Raw genomic sequence first — 19393 nt, 5'->3', positions numbered from 1 at the left:
GACTTACACCCGTTAGATAATGCTCATGCCGAGCGTACAAAGAAACGACCCGTTCCTTTTAAAGGAACAAGGTCGTTCTTTCTTTATTCATTCAATAAATAAATCCGGATTGTCCATTTGTAAAAATAAACAAAATATAAAAGTAGTATTACTGCACGTTCATTACAATCGTTTTCAACTTATTCTTATCAGAAGATCCTCCATACAACAGTTCATAAGTACCCTTCAGCGGATGCACTGTATTAGTCGCCGTATCAAACCATTCAAAACTTTCATATGTAAGGGGGATTGTTACCTGTTTAGTTTCACCGGCAGGAATATGAACCCGTTTGAAAGCACGCAATGTATAGTGAGGACCTTCTTTATCTGCCATACATCGCAGATAAACCTGTACCACTTCATCCCCGTCCCGCTGTCCGGCATTACTTACCGGAATGGTCAATGTTACAGTTCCTCCGTCTCCTATTGTATTCTTACTTAGATTAGCTTCACCATAAGTAAACGTCGTATAGCTCAAGCCATGTCCGAATGGGAAAAGCGGTTGCTGTTGCATATAGCGATAGGTACGTCCTTTCATGGAGTAGTCTTCAAAATCAGGCAACTGACCGGCATCTTTATAGAAAGTGACCGGTAAACGTCCTGCCGGGTTATAATCTCCAAACAGTACATCCACAATAGCCGTACCACCTGCCTGACCCGGATACCACGCCTGCAAAATTGCCTCACAAGTGTTTGATTCCGGCACTAATCCGATGGCTGAACCGGAATAATTGATAAAGACTACTTTCTTTCCTGCTTTCTTCAAAGCCTTCAACAAATCGCGCTGAACAGCAGGAAGTTCAATATCCGTACGGTCGCCTCCTTTAAATCCGGGCACTTCCACCGGCATTTCCTCACCCTCCAGACTGGGAGAAATTCCGCCGGCAAAAAGAACGACATCAGCATCCTTCACTTTCTCTACTGCCAAATTCAAATTAATTTCGACTTGTTTACCCAAATCAAAGTCTAATGTAGCTCTCTCATTCCGTTGTTTAAACAGAATCTCAATATGATACTCTTTTCCAGCTTTCGCTTGTAACGTATAGAGATTCGTCGGATTCTTGACATATACTTTTTGGGCTACTTGTTCCCCATCAACCATCAGAGTTACTTCACCATCCAACTGGAAACGGAAAGCAACATCACCGGACTGTGACGGACGAAAAACAGATTCATAACGAGCCGAGAAATTAGTAATTTCTACACCAGGAGCAAATGTAGTAGCCCCTGTTGTTGTAAAATGGAACGGAGTAGAGATCTGGTCAGTGGCAACCACTTCTCCTTCACAAATCCGATTATTCCAGTATTCTGCCGAGAAGCCGGGTTTACCATTTATACTACATTCACTAAACAGACTTTGCAGTGCTTCTCTACTCGTGCGGTCACAGCCGGGCTCATACATCACTTGTCCTTCGGGTAATTTGGAACGGACAGCTTCCAGTAAAGTAACCGTATGTCCCGGTATACCATTATAGTTTCCCCACTGCATCACAGAATCGTTGGCATTTGGTCCCATAACAGCCACTTTCAGACCGGTATTTAAAGGAAGAATATCGTTTTTATTCTGCAAAAGCACCAAAGACTCACGTGCCATATGCAGAGCTAAATCCTGATGTTCCTTACTATTAAGAGTAGAAGCAGGAATCTCCGCCCAGGCAGGTTGTTCGTCCATCTCTCCCAACTCGAAACGTGCAGTCAACAAACGTTTCAGCGAAACATCAATCTGCTTTTCATCAATCAATCCGGCTTTCACTGCATCTGCCAACGATCCATATTCACCACCACATTCCAAGTCTGTTCCCGACAATACGGCTCCGGCAGAAGCGTGTTCCTTGTCCGGATGAGTTCCATGTGTTCCCGGCCTGTAAAAATCGGAGATTGCACCGCAATCGGAAACAACAATCCCTTTATATCTCCACTCATCACGTAAAATCTGCATTAACAGACGGTTGCTTCCACAACAAGGCTCTCCCTCAAAACGATTGTAGGCACACATCACCTCTTTTACATCCGCTTTCTGCACCAAGTCTTTGAAAGCCGGCAGGTAAGTCTCCCATAAATCCCGGGGAGCGATATTCTCCGCATCAAAACTGTGGCGGTTCCATTCCGGTCCGGAATGGACAGCGAAGTGTTTGGCACAAGCATGCAGTTTATCGTATTTACCATTCTCCTGTCCCTGCAAACCACGAACGACAGCCATCCCCAGCTGTCCTGTCAGATAAGGATCTTCACCATAAGTCTCCTGTCCGCGTCCCCAACGAGGATCACGGAATATATTTACATTCGGCGTCCAGAATGTCAGCCCTTGATAGCGTTTTAAGACACCGTTTTCACTGAAGATACGGGATTTCACACGAGCCTCATCAGATACAGCGTCGAAAACCTCATATAATAACGAATCATTAAAAGAAGCTCCCATACCGATAGACTGGGGAAAAACTGTGGCCAGCCCTGCGCGACCAACTCCGTGTAATGCTTCATTCCACCAGTCATACTCTTTGATTCCCAAGCGCGGAATAGCGGGTGAGGCATTTTGCATGAGTGCTACTTTCTCTTCCAGAGTCAATCGGGGCAATAAATCTTCCGCCCGCTGTTCAGCCGTTAAAGAAGTGTCTTGATAAGGTAATTTTTGAGCGCAAGAAAAAAGCAAAGAGAGACTGCATACTCCAAGCGCAAATTTTAGTCCTGTATTCATGTTATTACATATTAGTAGGTTATCTTGTTTCAACGCAAAGTTAACGGATTTTACCTCACAAGACCTATTTCGACGTATCAAAGACTATCACTCACGTTACATTCGGACACAAAAAAAGATGAAAAGTATGAAACCTTTCATCTTTTTTATAATCAATATGGACGAGAGTTTAGAATTCCACCAGAATACGGAATACCTTCCCCGGATTAGCCGCCCATTCCTGCATAGCCTCTAAAGCTCCTTCAGGTTTGGCAACTTTCGAAATCAACTCTTCTACCGGACAATTTCCTTCTTTCATATAATTGATGACTGCACGGAAGTCTGCCGGCAAGGCATTTCTGGAACCACGAATATCCAGTTCTTTCTGAACAAAGAGTTTCGTTTGAAAAGCAACTTCACTTTTAGCGTAGCCGATACAAACCACCCGTCCTGTGAAACCGACTTCATCTACTGCCATTACATAAGTCACCGGACTACCAACAGCTTCAATCACAACATCAGCACCCAATCTCTCTGTGATCTCCTGCATCCGTTCGTGCACATTTTCTGTCTTGGAGTTAATTACATAAGAGGCGCCTACCTTTTTCGCCAGTTCCAACTTTTCATCATCCAGGTCGACAGCGATTACCGTTGCACCTCTCAAAGCGGCACGTACAATGGCACCGATGCCAATCATACCGCAACCAATCACCATCACAAATTCATTGTCGATCACTTGTGCACGAGATACGGCATGAAAACCGACACTCATCGGCTCGATCAAGGCACAGTCACGAGAAGAGATATTGCCAGCCGGAATAATCTTTGTCCAAGGCAATACAGCATATTCGCACATCACTCCATTGCGTTGCACACCTAATGTTTCATTATGTTCGCAGGCATTAACACGACCATTGCGACAAGAAGCACATTTTCCACAGTTGGTATATGGATTCAAGGTCACATTCATGCCTTTTTCAAAACCTGCCGGAACATCCGGGCCGATTTCCTCAATGACTGCTCCTACTTCGTGTCCCGGTATCACAGGTAATTTCACCATCGGATTTTTGCCCAGAAATGTGTTCAAGTCGGAACCACAAAAACCAACATACTTGATTTTTACTAATACTTCACCGACTCCAACGGTCGGTTTTTCCAGCTCAACCACCTTCATTTCGGAGGGATTGATAATTTGAACTGCTTTCATTTGATATGTATTTGATAAAATTTTATTAATCGATTACTTTATAACCTTTCCAGCCATAGTAGGCACAGAATACAAAACAAATCATCGGCACGCAATAAGCTACATAATAAATATGTTCATGGGCATGCATGAAATAAGCCGTCAACTGCGGGAGACAAGCATTACCAACGATCGCCATTACAAGAAAGGCCGAACCGCTCTTCGTCTGATTTCCAAGTCCTTTTAAAGCCAATGAGAATTGAGTAGGATACATGATAGACATAAAGAATGAGATAGCCAGCATCGCATATAGTCCGATCATTCCTCCCCATATCATCACCACTCCGCACAGGAGGATATTCATCAGGGCATAGAGCAACAGCATATCTTGAGGACGGAATTTCACCATCAAGCCTGTACCAATCCAACGTCCCAGAAGAAAAGCCAACATATAGAGTCCGAAGAAAGTGGTAGCCGTATCTTCCGGCAATCCCGCATAGGTGCAGCAATAGACCAGGAAAAGGCTGTTGATGGCTGTCTGTCCACCATTATAGAAGAATTGCGCAATCACTCCCCAACGAAGATGCGAGTGTTTTAAGACTCCGAAATCGATCAGTTTTTCTTTCTTAGCATCAGTCACCATTGCATCTGAAGAGGTCGTTTCATCTCCAATCTTCGGTAACTTTGAAAAGACAAATACAACGGCTATGGCAATGAGCAGTAACGCCAATATCAGATAAGGAAGTTTCATGGCATCCGTTTCCAGTTGGATATAGGCTTGCCAGCCACCCGGATAATCTACAGGAAGCGTTTCCCGTGTGTAATGATTCCCACTAAGGATGAGCTTGCTTAAGAACATGGCAGCAATGAAAGCTCCGAGTCCGTTGAAAGACTGCGCCAGGTTCAATCGGCGGGGAGCCGTTTCAGAGGCACCCAGCACTGTTACATACGGATTGGCAGCCGTCTCCAGAAAGCACATTCCGGTGGCAATGATAAAGAAGATGCAAAGGTAAGCCCAATACTCTTTTAGCATGGCAGCAGGAAAAAAGAGCAGACCTCCGATAGCAGCCAGGATAAGTCCGAATATAATTCCCGCTTTATAGCTGTATCGTTTCATGAACATAGCTATCGGAATAGGGAAAATGAAGTAGGCAAGCCAATAGGCTGTCTCTGTAAAAGAAGCCTCAAAGGTATTCAGTTCGCAGGTCTTCATTAATTGCCGGATCATTGTAGGAAGCAGATTACTGCTTATCGCCCACAAGAAGAAAAGGCTGAAAACCAAAGCTAAGGGTATTGTATATGTATTCTTTTTCATGGTATAAATATTGTTTCACGATAAGGTTGTTTTCTCAATCATTCGGACATGTTCTTGATGTAAGGAAGCACGGGAAGATCTGTAAATCCATAGAAATTCCGGGCATTCTCTCCCAAAAAGAGTCTTTTATCCTCTTCCGTCAATTCGGAAGACTTCACCACAAAATCATAAGACATTTTGTAGGTGATCGCTATGATGGTACGCGGATAATCCGAGCCCCACATCAATTTTTCCATTCCTACCAGATCTGCCGCTTCACGGATGGCTTTTATGGCTCCTTTAAAAGGATAGAACTCATCATTGAAAAGCCAGGTGATTCCACCGGATTCAATCATCACACTGGAATGACGTGCCAGACGGATTTGCTCTTTCCAGTTGGGACGTGTCACCATTCCGAAGTGTCCGATTGCTATCCGCAAATCCGGACATTCCTGAATAATCTCTTCCATTTCAGGAACCTGTGTGGCTCCGTCGGCTAGATCAATAGAAAGCAGAATGCCCTTATCTTCCATATAATGGAACATTTCCATCATCTCTTCACTGTTCAGCATCACCCTTCCTTCTTTCAGTAATAGCCGTTGTGCCGGAATCTTAATTGCCTTAAAACCATTATCAATAAGTTCTTTAGCATGATTCAGAAATCCCGGCTTACGGAACTCGCACATGCCACAAACGATAAAACGATTGGGAAAACGTTCCTCTACTGTTGCCAGATAATCATTCTGAATTCCATCAATAAATTCTTGCGTGATGACTGCGGCAGCTACCTGCGCGTAATCCATATTCGAAAGAAACGTCTCCACATCATTCACCCCATTCACCATGAAAGGGGGAAGCATCTGGCGAATCTCTCCCATAAATTCCGAACGTCCATTCTGTAAAGAGCGAATGGGTAAACCATCTACTACCGTGTTCTGCTCTATCCACAAATGAGCGTGCGCATCAATAATTGTATAATCCATACAAATGAGTCTGTTTTATGAATTTGCCCAGCTTACCCGTTTCTGTTCTCCGATAATCTCCTGCACTTCCCGAACGAGTTCCCAATCAATCGGTTCTTCGATGAAAGCGATGTTCTTTTTCACATTCTCCGGATTAGTCGTACTAAACAAAGTCGTTGTTATACGGGGATTGCTGACGGAGAATTGCATAGCCAGTTTCTCAATCGGATAGTTTTTTGCCTTGCAATGTTCCATGGCTTTACGGCAAGCTTCTACCAATGGTTGGGGAGCCGGATGCCAGGCAGGAACACCACGTTCGCTCAACAGTCCCATTGAAAGAGGAGAAGCATTAATCACGCCGATTCCTTTGGATTCGAAATAGTCCAGAAAGTCGGCTAATTTATCATCACACAGGCAGTAATGGCAGAAGTTAAGCACAGATTCAATCGTACCGCTTGGTGAATGGTCGATGACCCATTTCAGATTTTCCAGTTGCAAGTCAGTAATTCCTACGTGTCCTACCACACCTTTCTCACGCAGCTCGACTAAAGCAGGCAGAGTTTCATTAACCACCTGATTCAAATCAGCAAATTCCACATCGTGTACATTAATCAGGTCGATAAAATCTATATTCAAGCGTTCCATACTCTCATACACACTTTCTGTCGCACGTTTTGCAGAGTAATCCCACAGGTTCACTCCGTCTTTTCCATAACGTCCCACTTTGGTAGAGAGATAATAGCGATCACGGGGAAGATCTTTCAGCGCCTTTCCTAAAACTGTCTCCGCCTTATAATGTCCGTAATAAGGAGAGACATCTATAAAGTTCATTCCCGCTTCAACAGCAGTAAACACAGCCTGAATGCCTTCTTTTTCTTTCAAATCATGGAAAACTCCTCCTAAAGAAGAAGCTCCAAAACTAAGAGATGATACTTTCATCCCTGTCTTTCCGATTTCATGGTATTGCATAACTTTTAGGTTTTAATTAATCTTGTATGCGACAAAAGTAGGTCAGGAATAGTTTCAGTGCAGCAGAGAACAGTCGAAAAACCAACGTAACGGTTTACGTAAAAAATATTGCTTCAGATGCTTTTAATTTTCCGGGAATGTGCTTTCTTTGTAAAAAGAATCCAAGTTACAGACTTTCAAATGGAAAACCGGAAACATACTTCACTCAAAGATCTCGCCCAAGCACTGGGGGTATCGATTCCTACTGTATCCAGAGCACTGAAAGACAGTCCGGAAATCAGTCGTGAACTTTGCGCCAAGGCAAAAGAACTGGCCAAAGAAATGAATTATCGTCCCAATCCTTTTGCCATGAGCTTACGGAAGAATGCACCTCGCATCATCGGAGTAGTAATTCCGGATATTGTGACTCACTTCTTTGCGTCTATTCTGAACGGGATAGAAAATATGGCCATTGCCAACGGATATTTCGTGATTATCACGACATCGCATGAGTCATACGAACATGAAAAAAGGAATATTGAGAATCTGGTGAATATGCGGGTAGAGGGTATTATCGCCTGCCTGTCTCAAGAAACAACCGATTTTTCCCACTTATCCGCCTTGAAAAACATCAATATGCCACTTATCTTATTCGACCGCGTTTGCCTGACCGACCAATTTTCTTCTGTGGTAGCAGACGGAGTGCAATCTGCACAAATGGCTACACAACATCTTCTCGATAATGGAAGCAAACGGGTAGCCTTTATCGGAGGAGCGAATCATCTGGATATTGTAAAGAGAAGAAAGCACGGTTATCTGGAAGCTCTACGCGAAAATCGGATTCCTATCGAAAAAGAGTTGGTCGTTTGCCGGAAGATTGATTATGAAGAGGGGAAGATTGCCACGGAGACGTTGTTATCCCTCCCCCAACCTCCCGATGCCATCCTTGCCATGAATGATACGCTGGCTTTCGCAGCTATGGAAGTTATCAAAAACCGTGGACTTCGTATACCGAATGACGTTGCCATTATCGGATATACGGACGAGCAGCATGCCAATTATGTAGAACCTAAATTATCTGCCGTTTCGCATCAAACCTATAAAATGGGAGAAACTGCCTGCCAACTATTAATAGATCAGATTAAAGGAGACAAGACAATCAAACAGGTGACAATCCCAACACATTTGCAGATTAGGGAGAGTAGCATAAAATCTATTTAAATTTTTTACGTACCTTTGACAAACTAAAAATCGAACTACCCAATGAAAGCTCTTAAATCTTTTATCTTGTTCACACTTCTATTACAAGTAGAAGTATTCGCACAAACGCAGTACAAATGGGAAAATCCATGTAATCAGACTTTTCAAGTAGTAAAAGGACAGGCTTTCTGCAATGAATTGAAAGGAACCTATGCACGCCTGCCGGATCGTGCTAAAGACAAAGTACGTAAACCGCTTTGGGATCTGTCTCGCCAAAGTGCAGGTTTATCCATCTGTTTCTATTCAAATGCTCCGGAAATCAAGGTTCGTTATAAAGTCAATGGAGGTTTATCTATGCCCCACATGCCCTGCACCGGTGTTTCAGGTGTTGACTTATATGCACAGGATATAAATGGCAGACAACGCTGGTGCGGGTTCAGTTTTTCTTTCAATGACACGATCACCTATACTTTTTCCAATCTGACTTACGAAACAGATCCTAAAAAAGGATATGAATATCAACTCTTCCTCCCGCTATATAATTCTGTCACATGGATGGAAATAGGGGTGCCGACAGATGCTTCTTTCAGCTTTATTCCGGCCTCCAAAGAGAAACCTCTAGTGATATATGGCACTTCTATCGCACAAGGTGCGTGTGCTTCCCGGCCTGGTATGGCATGGGGAAATATCATTGGAAGAATGTTGCAACATCCTGTCGTCAACCTGGGATTCTCCGGTAACGGCAAACTGGAACCGGAACTTTTCGATTTACTTTCAGAAATAGATGCTCAACTCTACATGATAGACTGTATGCCCAATCTCCCTGGTGAAACGGACTCCAAAGTGATTTATGAACGTACATTGGCCGGGGTCAAAAAGCTACGTGAGAAAAGTCAAGCCCCTATTCTCCTGGTAGAACATGCCGGATATACCAATGAGTTCTCTTCCGAACCAACCAAACGTTCGTATCAGCTTGCCAATATTGAACTAAAGAAAGCTTATGATGCATTGCAAAAGGAAGCTATTCCACAGATTTATTATTTGACTAAAGAAGAGATAGGACTTTCTATGGATGCAGCAGTGGAGGGTGTGCATCCCAATGACCTGGGCATGCAACAATATGCAGACGGATATATCCGAAAAATACGCGAGATTCTGCACGAAAAAAGTCAGGGTCCATCTACTTGTATTCCCTGTAAACAGCACAGAGATCCCTATGACTGGAACGACCGACATGAAGCCGTTCTTCAATTAAATAAAGAGGATGCACCGGAAATTTTAATGATAGGCAACTCTATTACTCATTTTTGGGGCGGCGAACCAGCCGGGCCTCAAAGAGGAAAAGAGTCCTGGGACAAACTATTCAAAGGGAAACAAGTACGCAACCTGGGATTCGGCTGGGACAAAATAGAGAATATGTTATGGCGCATTTATCACGGAGAACTTGACGGCTACCAAGCCAAAGATATTGTCGCATTACCCGGAACCAACAACCTGCAAAGTAATACGGACGAAGAAATCCTCCAAGGCATTTCCACCCTGATCGAAGCCATTCAGCAAAGACAACCCACTGCCAGGCTCTGCATATTGGGTATCTATCCCAGAAAAGACATGGAAGAACGAGTGAAACTCTTCAATGCCAAACTAAAGAAAGAATTGGCAGACAAAAAAGTGATCTATCTGGATCTGGCTTCTTACTTCACCAATAAGGACGGAAGCATCAACTGGAATTTATTCAGTGACGGACTTCATCCGACTAAAGAAGGATACAATCTGATAGCGAAAGGATTAAAAGAGAAATTCTTCAAATAAGTCATATTTCCAAGGAGATAGCTAAAAGTTTTGTTATTCCCAAGAAACCAGAATCCCCCTAATAAGGTCTGATCTATGAGAATGTACCTGACAAACATATTCAAGAGTTTGATTGCCCTGTTGTTTTTATCCAGTCCTACTATGTTGTGTGCCAAGCACTTCAAAGTTTTGGATATCTCCGACGGTCTGGCCAATAATACGGTGAAATGTATCACTCAGGATGCTTTACCGGACATCATTATCTGTGATATGATGATGACAGGAATGACTGTCATTGAGTTCATCAATGAATACCGGATATTCAAAGCCGTACAGTTTTTCAAAGAAGGAGAAACCAATATCACTGCTGTCAGCGTGAAATGCGGTTTCAATGATCTAAAGAATTTCCGGGATTTGTTCAAACGCAAGATGCAGGTTTCCCCTAAACAGTTTGTGTCGCAATTATAGCCTGTTTGGCGATTTTCACCCTATAATTGACAAATTTCACCCTCTTTTTATCCAACAATCCGCCTACTTTTGTGGCAATAGAAACTGAAAAGTTTCTGTCATACGGCATAGTATCGTTCATTTTAAATTAATATTTTATGAAAAACGAAATCTTCCAATTCTCATCGAAAAGGATTTTGTGTTCGGCCATGATCGTTTCTGCACTCTCTGCAGGAATCTCGCAAAAGACGTATGCCGATACGTGTCACGTCCAAGTCCTGAAACAGTCGACGACAAGCGTAAACGCATCACCCCGGCGAACGGTAAACTTCAACAGGGAATGGAAATATATGCAGGGCGATCATATAAATGCTCAGCAGAATGACTTTTGCGATAAGGACTGGGAAACAATAGGTTTGCCACATTCGTTCAGTATCCCCTATTTCATGTCGAATGACTTCTATGTAGGATATGGCTGGTATCGCAAAATATTAAAACTATCGCCGGATGATTTGAAACAATCCTTATTTTTAGAATTCGACGGTGTCTTTCAGGAAGCTGAAGTATTTGTTAACGGTAAGCTGACCGGTAAACATATAGGAGGTTATACCGGCTTTTCCGTAAATATTTCATCTGCCGTGAAAGAGGGAGATAATGTAATAGCCATCAGAGTCAACAATATCTGGCATCCTGACGTGGCACCACGGGCAGGCGAACATGTCTTCAGCGGAGGTATTTATCGCAATGTGCGACTGGTGATGAAAAACCCGGTTCATATAGATTGGTATGGAACTTTCGTAACTACACCCAATCTAAGCAAGAACAATGGCAAATCATCTGTGGTAAAAGTAGAAACCGATGTTTGCAACACTTCAGGTCAGAGTGAACAATATAGATTAGTGACTCAAGTATTTAGTCCGGAGGGAACCCTGGTAACTGCCGTCGAAAGTACGGAAACAATTGCGGCAAATACAAGCAGAAAGTTCTCACAGACCACCCAATCATTACAGAACTTGCAATTATGGCAACCCGAACATCCGGCACTCTACAAAGTAATCAGCCAGCTTTATAAGGGTAATCTGTTATTAGACCGTGACGAAACAATTTTCGGTTTCCGTTGGTTTGAATGGACGGCCGACAGAGGTTTCTTTCTGAATGGAAAGCATTTATATTTCAAAGGAGCCAATGTGCATCAGGACCAAGCCGGTTGGGGAGATGCCGTGACGGAATCTGCCATGCGGCGCGACGTACAAATGATGAAAGAGGCCGGATTCGAATTGATACGTGGCTCACACTATCCGCATGCACCCGCTTTCTCCAAAGCCTGTGATGAAGAGGGAATGTTATTCTGGTCGGAAGCTCCGTTCTGGGGAATTGGAGGTTTCAGTCCGGATGGTTATTGGAATTCCAGCGCATATCCGGTGGATGAAAAATACACTGCCAATTTTGAAGCGAGTGCCTTACAACAACTGGAAGAGATGATACGTATTCATCGCAATCATCCATCTATCGTGGTATGGAGCATGAGTAATGAAGCATTTTTCTCTGCTCCGTCAGCTATGACAGGAGTAAGCAGATTGTTGACACGAATGGTAGAACGCTGCCATCAACTAGACCCTACCCGCCCTGCAGCCATCGGAGGTGCTCAACGTCCTTTAGGTAATCATAGAATCGACTTGATTGGAGATATCGCCGGATACAATGGTGACGGTGCCACCCAACCGGATTTTCAACAACCGTCTATTCCGAACGTCGTATCAGAATATGGCAGTACAACCGCAGAACGTCCGGGAGAATATATTCCGGGATGGGGTGATTTGCAGGTCAATGACGGTTGGAAAGGATTTCCCTGGCGTAGCGGACAGGTTATCTGGTGCGGTTTCGACCATGGCAGCATTGCCGGAAGCCAACTGGGGAAAATGGGTATTGTAGACTATTTCCGTATCCCTAAGCGTTCCTGGTATTGGTACAGGAATGAATATACAGGAATAAAGCCTCCGAAATGGTCGGAAGAGGGTACTCCGGCCAGTTTGAAGCTCGAAGCAACTAAAACTGTTGATGTATTGGCTGATGGTACGGAAGATGTGCAATTACTGATTAGCATTCTGGATGCAAATGGCAATACATTGAGCAACTCTCCGAAAGTACAGTTAAAATTAATTTCCGGTCCCGGTGAATTTCCAACCGGTACTTCCATTCTTTTTGAACCGGATAGTGATATTCGCATCATGGACGGAAAAGCCGCTATCACTTTCCGCTCTTACTATGCCGGTAAAGCAGTTATTGAAGCAAGTTCTGCAGGGATGAAATCCGCACGTGTAGAAATTACCTTCAAAGGAGCGCCGGCTTACAAGCCGGGAGTTACTCCTGTTACAAAAGAACGTCCTTATATACGGTTTATACGCCAAAAGGATGGAGAAGTGATACAAATGTTCGGACGCAACAACCCGACTTTTGCAAGTAGTCAACAGGGACAACAGGTAGCCGGTCTGGCAGCAGACGGAGATATTCAAACATTCTGGCAGGCGGCCGATAATGACAGGTCTCCTCAATGGACACTGGATACAGAAAAAGGATTGGCTTTGCGTAAAATCAATATTCGTTTCCCTAAAGCGGATGCATACCAATATATAATACAGGTATCGGACAATCAAAAAACATGGTCAACCGTTATGGACAAATCAAACTCCACTGTAACCGAACAAGCTACGGAGATGTCTTTCACTGCACAGCAAAAACCAGTGAATGCAAGGTTTGTACGTGTTGCTTTTGCCAAAAGTTCACCTGCCGCCATTGCAGAAGTAGAGGTTCATGGCGTTGTACTGGAATAATATCAATACGAATTTAAAAACAGCCTACTAATGAAACATCACAGTAAATTTTCTATTAAAACAGTATTGTTGTTATCAGCATGCTTTCTTCTCACCTGCCGCCTTCATGCGGAACAGCCACCGATGAAGTTGTGGTACAATCATCCCGCTACAAACTGGATGACTTCTGCATTGCCAATAGGTAATGGCGAATTGGGAGGTATGTTTTTCGGAGGTGTCAAACGAGAACAGATACAGTTCAATGAAAAAACACTCTGGACAGGAAGTACGACGAAGCGGGGAGCTTATCAGAATTTCGGGAATCTGTATATCGACTTTCCGGGGGACAGCATTGTTACAAACTATCGCAGAGAGCTTTGTCTGGACAATGCTGTTGGCAAAGTGACTTATGAGAAAGAGGGAACAAAGTATTGCCGTGAATTCTTCGTGAGCTATCCGGACAATGTCATCGTTATCCGACTCACCACACCTGGAAAAAAGAATCAGCTGAATATTTCTGTTTCTCTGGAAGATACACATGCTGACAAGGTAATCATGGATGGCAACGACATCAGGATATGCGGAAAACTTGATCTATTGACTTATGATGCCCAGGTGAGAATAGTCAACGAAAAAGGGACAATCTCTAAAAAGGGTGACAAGATTACTGTCAATGATGCGGACGCAGTTACTATATTACTTGCAGCCGGCACCAACTTTAGTCTGTCTTCTCAAAACTATGTCGGTATGGAGCCGGAGCAACTGCACAAAACAATTACTTCCCGATTGAATCTAGCTTCTTCAAAGAAGTATGATACGTTGCTGAAAGCTCACACGACAGATTATCAATCTTTTTTCAAAAGGGTGAAACTCGACCTGCAGACAGAGATACCGGATTATCCCACCGATGAATTGATACGTAATCACAGAGACAGCCGATATCTGGATATGCTTTACTTTCAATATGGACGTTACTTGATGTTGGGGTCTTCCCGTTACGGAAATTTGCCTAACAACCTGCAAGGTATCTGGAATAATAACAACACACCTCCTTGGGAATGTGATATTCATAGTAATATCAATATCCAGATGAATTATTGGCCGGCAGAGAGTGCCAATCTATCAGAGTGTCATTTGCCATTTTTGCAATATATAGCAGTGGAGGCACTCAAAGAAAATGGAAGCTGGCAACAGCTAGCTCGGGAAGAGCAATTAAGAGGATGGGCAATTAAGACACAAAGCAATATATTCGGCTATACAGACTGGAATATCAACCGTCCTGCCAATGCCTGGTACTGTATGCATTTATGGAAGCATTATGCTTATACGCTGGATATGGAATATCTAAATAAAGTAGCTTTTCCTGTTATGAGAAGTGCTTGTGAGTACTGGTTCGACCGTCTGCAAAAAGATACTGAAGGAAAATGGATTGCACCGGATGAGTGGTCACCGGAACAGGGACCTTGGGAAGATGGCCTGGCTTATGCGCAGCAACTAATCTGGCAGCTCTTCAGTGAAACGATACAAGCTACAGAAGTTCTGCAAAAACAGAATATCACGATTGATTCTGAATTTATAACTGAATTAAAAGATAAATTCAATCATTTGGATAATGGCGTCAACATTGGTTCCTGGGGACAGATCAAGGAATGGAAAGAGGACAAAGATCAATTGGATGTCTTTGGAAATGAACACCGTCATTTATCTCAATTAATAGCTCTTTATCCCGGTAATCAAATATCTTATCATCAGGATAAAAAGTATGCAGATGCTGCTAAAAAGACATTAGAATCTCGCGGCGATCAAGGGACTGGATGGAGCCGTGCATGGAAAATTGCTTGTTGGGCACGATTACTCGATGGCGACCATGCATACAGCTTACTAAAGTCTGCACTCAACCTTTCTACTCTGACAGTAGTCAACATGGAGAATTCGCAAGGAGGGGCATATGAAAACCTGCTTGATTCCCATCCACCTTTCCAAATTGACGGAAACTTCGGAGCTACAGCCGGCATCGCTGAAATGTTGTTGCAAAGTCATTTAGGTGAACTTCACCTGCTTCCGGCACTACCAAGCAGCTGGGCTGACGGAGAAGTAAAAGGATTGAAAGGAACTGGAAACTTTGATGTCAATATGCAATGGAAAGCAAACCGGCTACTTCGCGCGGAAATTATTTCCAATTCCGGAAGCAAGTGCATACTTCGGACCTCTATTCCTATCAAAGTAAATGGAGTTGCTGTATCAACACAGAAAGAGGGAGCCTATTATCTGACAAGTTTCCAAAGTAAAGAAGGGAAAAAGTATCTGATTGAACCACAAAATACACTATAATATATAAGTTCTTCAAGAATAAAAAATGGAGCGTAAATTTAGGTTTACGCTCCATTTTTATATGATATTATATCATTTACAGAATAGCCTTATATATTATAAGGATTATAGTTCTACGATCTTTTCTAATCTAACATTATAAACTAATGCCGAATAAGCTTGGAGAGAACCATCATTACCTGTGCCTGAACCATAACCACTCTGATAGGGGATATACAAAGTCCAAAAATCACCAACTACCATATGTATTAGCGTATAAGACCAGCCGGAAATAACACCATTCAAAGTAAAATTTGCCGGAGAATCAAAAGCTGTAGGTTCTGTTCCTGTATAAGTCTGTTGAACTACATCTCCATTGAAATAAGACATACGATAATGTGCACTTACCGTAGAAGTATATTGAGGCAACTCTTTGCCCGTCCCATTTTTCACCTTCTTAACATATATCCATTGACCAGTTACCTCATCTTTATAACGATGAAGTTTCTCCGGATCATTATTAGCTAAAGCTTGATTTTCAGGACTATCATACACACTAGCGATCGAGTCTATAAAAGCCACACTACGTGCCTGCCAATTATCATAACGACTCGTCTCTTCCGTCTCACTACAAGCAGTGAACGCAAGAGCCAGCAATACTAAGGAGAATAAATAGATCTTTTTACTCATTCGTCAAAGGTTTATTGTAAAGTTTTCAATAGAGAAGTGATGCTTACTCTGTCTGCGATGATATTATTCAGTTCAGAGATAGCGACACGCTCTTGCTGCATGGTATCGCGGTTACGCAATGTCACACAGTTATCTTCTAATGTCTGATGATCGACTGTTACACAGTACGGAGTACCAATAGCATCCTGACGGCGATAACGCTTACCGATACTATCTTTTTCGTCATATTGGCAATGGAAGTGGAACTTCAGGCTGTCAATAACTTCACGAGCTTTTTCAGGCAGACCGTCTTTCTTTACCAACGGCATAACTGCCAGTTTCACCGGAGCCAGAGCAGCAGGCAATTTCAAAACAACACGACTTTCACCATTTTCCAGCTGTTCTTCGCAATAAGATGCGCTCATGATGCTAAGGAACATACGGTCAACACCGATAGAAGTTTCGATTACGTACGGAGTATAAGACTCGTTCAGTTCCGGATCAAAGTATTTAATGCTCTTGCCGGAGAACTTCTCATGTTGAGACAAGTCGAAGTTAGTACGAGAGTGAATACCTTCTACTTCTTTGAATCCGAACGGCATCAGGAATTCGATGTCAGTAGCGGCATTTGCGTAATGAGCCAATTTATCGTGATCGTGATAACGATAGCTTGCATCTCCGAAGCCAAGTGCCTTATGCCATTTCAAACGGATTTCTTTCCATTTCTTGAACCAGTCAAGTTCTGTTCCCGGTTTTACGAAGAACTGCATTTCCATTTGTTCGAACTCACGCATACGGAAGATGAACTGACGGGCAACGATCTCGTTACGGAAAGCCTTACCAATCTGTGCAATACCGAAAGGAACTTTCATACGACCTGTTTTCTGTACATTCAGGTAGTTTACGAAAATACCCTGTGCAGTTTCCGGACGAAGGTAAATCTTCATTGCTCCTTCGGAAGTAGAACCCATTTCAGTAGAGAACATCAAATTGAATTGACGAACTTCTGTCCAGTTCTTAGTACCGGAGATCGGGCATACGATTTCTTCATCAATAATGATCTGGCGTAACTCTTCCAAGTCACCGTCGTTCAGAGCTTTAGCAAAGCGAGTGTGAAGTGCGTCGCGTTTTTCCTGATGTTCCAATACCCGTCCGTTAGTTGAACGGAATTGAGCCTCATCAAAAGATTCACCGAATCTCTTGGCAGCTTTCGCTACTTCTTTATTGATTTTATCATCATACTTTGCCAACTGATCTTCAATCAGCACGTCAGCACGATAACGTTTTTTAGAATCCTTATTGTCAATCAAAGGGTCATTGAATGCGTCTACGTGTCCGGAAGCCTTCCAGATAGTAGGATGCATAAAGATGGCAGAGTCGATACCGACAATGTTCTCGTGCAACAGCACCATGCTGTCCCACCAGTATTTCTTGATGTTATTCTTCAATTCAACGCCCATCTGACCGTAGTCATACACAGCGCCTAGTCCGTCGTAGATATCGCTCGAAGGGAATACGAAACCATACTCTTTGCAATGCGATACAAGCTTCTTAAAAACGTCTTCTTGTGCCATTTTCTTTTCTATATCTATTAATTTGAATTTGCTTTTTTCGTAAAAAGTGCCACAAAGATAGGTATTTATCTCATAAATAAGACAGAGAGGGTATTAATTTATCTTATTTACCCGGCAACTGTCGGCATTCAAATACTTTCTTCAATTTCACTAATGCTCGAATCTCACGTTGGAATGAAATCCCTAAAGAGGACTTTTTCCATTCGACAAGAAACCATTTTTGTAAAACGAATAGCTTTCTTCAATCACTTCCATCTCATCGGCATTCAGCGCATATAATATTTCGCGACAGAATTCCAATTGAGCAGTTCCGTTAGCAGTAACGATATTACCGTCTCGAACGGCTTGTTCTTCGATATAATGCGCATCACCAGTATATTTCTCACCTGCTATATTTTTCAAATATTCGAGCGCATTACTCGTATGCTTTACGTGATTGAGAAATCCGTGTTTACCGAGAAAAACCGAAGCATTGCAGATTCCGGCAACCAACTTATTTTCCCGAATCATTTTTTCTACTAAAGGAACTAAGGATTCCGCTTCGGGTGAAAACCAGTTATCTCCGCCTACCAGCACCAATCCGGCATAATCTTCGGGCAAAGTATGGATGTCATAATCCGGTAAGACCTTGAATCCTCCAATAGAATTTACGGGATCTTTAGTGAGAGAAAGTGTTTTTGTGATATACTTAACCGGTCTTCCGGGTTTTACACCTGCATTTATGCAAACAGCAATATGTGCGGCCTCCCAATCGGCAAAACCGTTTAACAATACAAAAATGAGTTCTTTTTTCATATTTTCCAATCATTTTTTAATATGGTTCTTACCACTGAACAAATATAGCTATATTTCATTCAGTGAATAAAACAATATCACTTTTTATCCAATTATTCGTCGACTCCCAAACCTTCTCCCTCGAATTCCGCCAGTTCCATCTCTTTATCCGCTTTTTTCATCTCTTTGGTGAGCATATTTTCGGGCATGTATATATTAAAAGGTATACGCGTACATTTCATCTTTTTCACTTGCCGGCTAAATTCAGGACAGGCAACGAAATAGACACGTGAAACGGATACCTTTCCTGGAGTTACCTGCTCGGGACGTTCAAATCCCGGACTGGTCAATGATGTATGAAATGTACCGAGTCCTTCAATAGTAACCGGCTGTCCAATAGATAACAAACTACGGATAGCATCAACCATTTCCGTCAATATACCATCTATCTGCCCACGATGGAACCCACTCCGTTTTTCCATATACTCGGCAAATTCTCTATTCCGAATCGGATCTATCATTCTTTTAGGTACACCATACCATAATTCCTTTCTTTCTCCCGATGTTAAATCGGCTTTTTTTCTCACTACATAAGGCACTGCCATCGTCTATACTCCTTTCTTTTTTCGTTTATACTCGCGTTTTATCTGACACCCGGGTGTCAAGCATAGTGCCTGTTGCACAACTTTATTTTTTAGTTATACTCTAATGGGTG

At 42.8% G+C, this 19393-nt stretch carries 14 protein-coding genes; 5 read left to right on the top strand and 9 right to left on the bottom strand.

The features are described from left to right. Positions 1-148 precede the first annotated feature (148 nt). The 5 genes from xyl3A to DXB58_RS26515 form a co-directional block, all read right to left on the bottom strand. Positions 149-2734: a xylan 1,4-beta-xylosidase gene (gene xyl3A / locus DXB58_RS26535; protein ID WP_122138782.1), complete on the bottom strand. Its 2586-nt coding sequence runs from the start codon at positions 2732-2734 to the stop codon at positions 149-151. Between the two features lie 169 nt (positions 2735-2903). Further along, positions 2904-3920: a zinc-binding alcohol dehydrogenase family protein gene (locus tag DXB58_RS26530; RefSeq protein WP_122138781.1), complete on the bottom strand. Its 1017-nt coding sequence runs from the start codon at positions 3918-3920 to the stop codon at positions 2904-2906. Between the two features lie 25 nt (positions 3921-3945). Further along, on the bottom strand, positions 3946-5214 hold the full coding sequence (gene fucP, locus DXB58_RS26525) for an L-fucose:H+ symporter permease (protein WP_122138780.1): 1269 nt from the start codon (positions 5212-5214) through the stop codon (positions 3946-3948). A 38-nt stretch (positions 5215-5252) separates the two neighbouring features. Beyond that, positions 5253-6176, bottom strand: coding sequence for an amidohydrolase (locus tag DXB58_RS26520; protein ID WP_122138779.1), 924 nt, complete (start codon positions 6174-6176; stop codon positions 5253-5255). Between the two features lie 15 nt (positions 6177-6191). Continuing rightward, positions 6192-7124 carry an aldo/keto reductase gene (locus DXB58_RS26515; RefSeq protein ID WP_122138778.1) on the bottom strand — a complete coding sequence of 311 codons (933 nt, stop codon included), beginning with the start codon at positions 7122-7124 and terminating at the stop codon, positions 6192-6194. A gap of 180 nt (positions 7125-7304) precedes the next feature. Between DXB58_RS26515 and DXB58_RS26510 the strand changes: the two genes are divergently transcribed. From DXB58_RS26510 to DXB58_RS26490, 5 genes are all read left to right on the top strand, one after another. Further along, the gene (locus DXB58_RS26510; RefSeq protein ID WP_122138783.1) at positions 7305-8324 is read left to right on the top strand and encodes a LacI family DNA-binding transcriptional regulator; all 1020 of its coding nucleotides are present in this window, start codon (positions 7305-7307) and stop codon (positions 8322-8324) included. A 66-nt stretch (positions 8325-8390) separates the two neighbouring features. Next, entirely contained in the window at positions 8391-10115 is a 1725-nt protein-coding gene (locus DXB58_RS26505; protein ID WP_369907230.1) for an SGNH/GDSL hydrolase family protein, read from the top strand. A 75-nt stretch (positions 10116-10190) separates the two neighbouring features. Continuing rightward, the gene (locus DXB58_RS26500; protein WP_122138776.1) at positions 10191-10562 is read left to right on the top strand and encodes an AraC family transcriptional regulator; all 372 of its coding nucleotides are present in this window, start codon (positions 10191-10193) and stop codon (positions 10560-10562) included. Between the two features lie 137 nt (positions 10563-10699). After that, on the top strand, positions 10700-13372 hold the full coding sequence (locus DXB58_RS26495) for a glycoside hydrolase family 2 TIM barrel-domain containing protein (protein ID WP_255421196.1): 2673 nt from the start codon (positions 10700-10702) through the stop codon (positions 13370-13372). Positions 13373-13402: 30 nt separating this feature from the next. Next, positions 13403-15682 (top strand): glycoside hydrolase N-terminal domain-containing protein, encoded by a 2280-nt coding sequence (locus DXB58_RS26490; RefSeq protein WP_122138774.1) that lies wholly within the window; start codon positions 13403-13405, stop codon positions 15680-15682. A gap of 105 nt (positions 15683-15787) precedes the next feature. On the opposite strand, the gene DXB58_RS26485 is transcribed toward DXB58_RS26490, so the two are convergent. The 4 genes from DXB58_RS26485 to DXB58_RS26470 all read right to left on the bottom strand — a co-directional run bounded on the left by DXB58_RS26485 (position 15788) and on the right by DXB58_RS26470 (position 19283). Further along, positions 15788-16351, bottom strand: coding sequence for an FKBP-type peptidyl-prolyl cis-trans isomerase (locus DXB58_RS26485; RefSeq protein ID WP_122138773.1), 564 nt, complete (start codon positions 16349-16351; stop codon positions 15788-15790). Positions 16352-16362: 11 nt separating this feature from the next. Continuing rightward, positions 16363-17904, bottom strand: coding sequence for a glycine--tRNA ligase (locus DXB58_RS26480; RefSeq protein ID WP_087317094.1), 1542 nt, complete (start codon positions 17902-17904; stop codon positions 16363-16365). Positions 17905-18087: 183 nt separating this feature from the next. Next, on the bottom strand, positions 18088-18699 hold the full coding sequence (locus tag DXB58_RS26475; protein WP_122138772.1) for a type 1 glutamine amidotransferase family protein: 612 nt from the start codon (positions 18697-18699) through the stop codon (positions 18088-18090). Between the two features lie 92 nt (positions 18700-18791). Continuing rightward, positions 18792-19283, bottom strand: a complete 492-nt coding sequence (locus tag DXB58_RS26470; protein WP_074635946.1) for an HU family DNA-binding protein — start codon at positions 19281-19283, stop codon at positions 18792-18794. Positions 19284-19393: the final 110 nt, after the last annotated feature.

The sequence above is a fragment of the Bacteroides sp. OM05-10AA genome (assembly GCF_003439055.1).
Lineage (GTDB): Bacteria > Bacteroidota > Bacteroidia > Bacteroidales > Bacteroidaceae > Bacteroides > Bacteroides intestinigallinarum.
The sequence above is the reverse complement of the archived record's forward strand: the minus strand, read 5'-3'. Positions and strand labels throughout refer to the sequence as shown.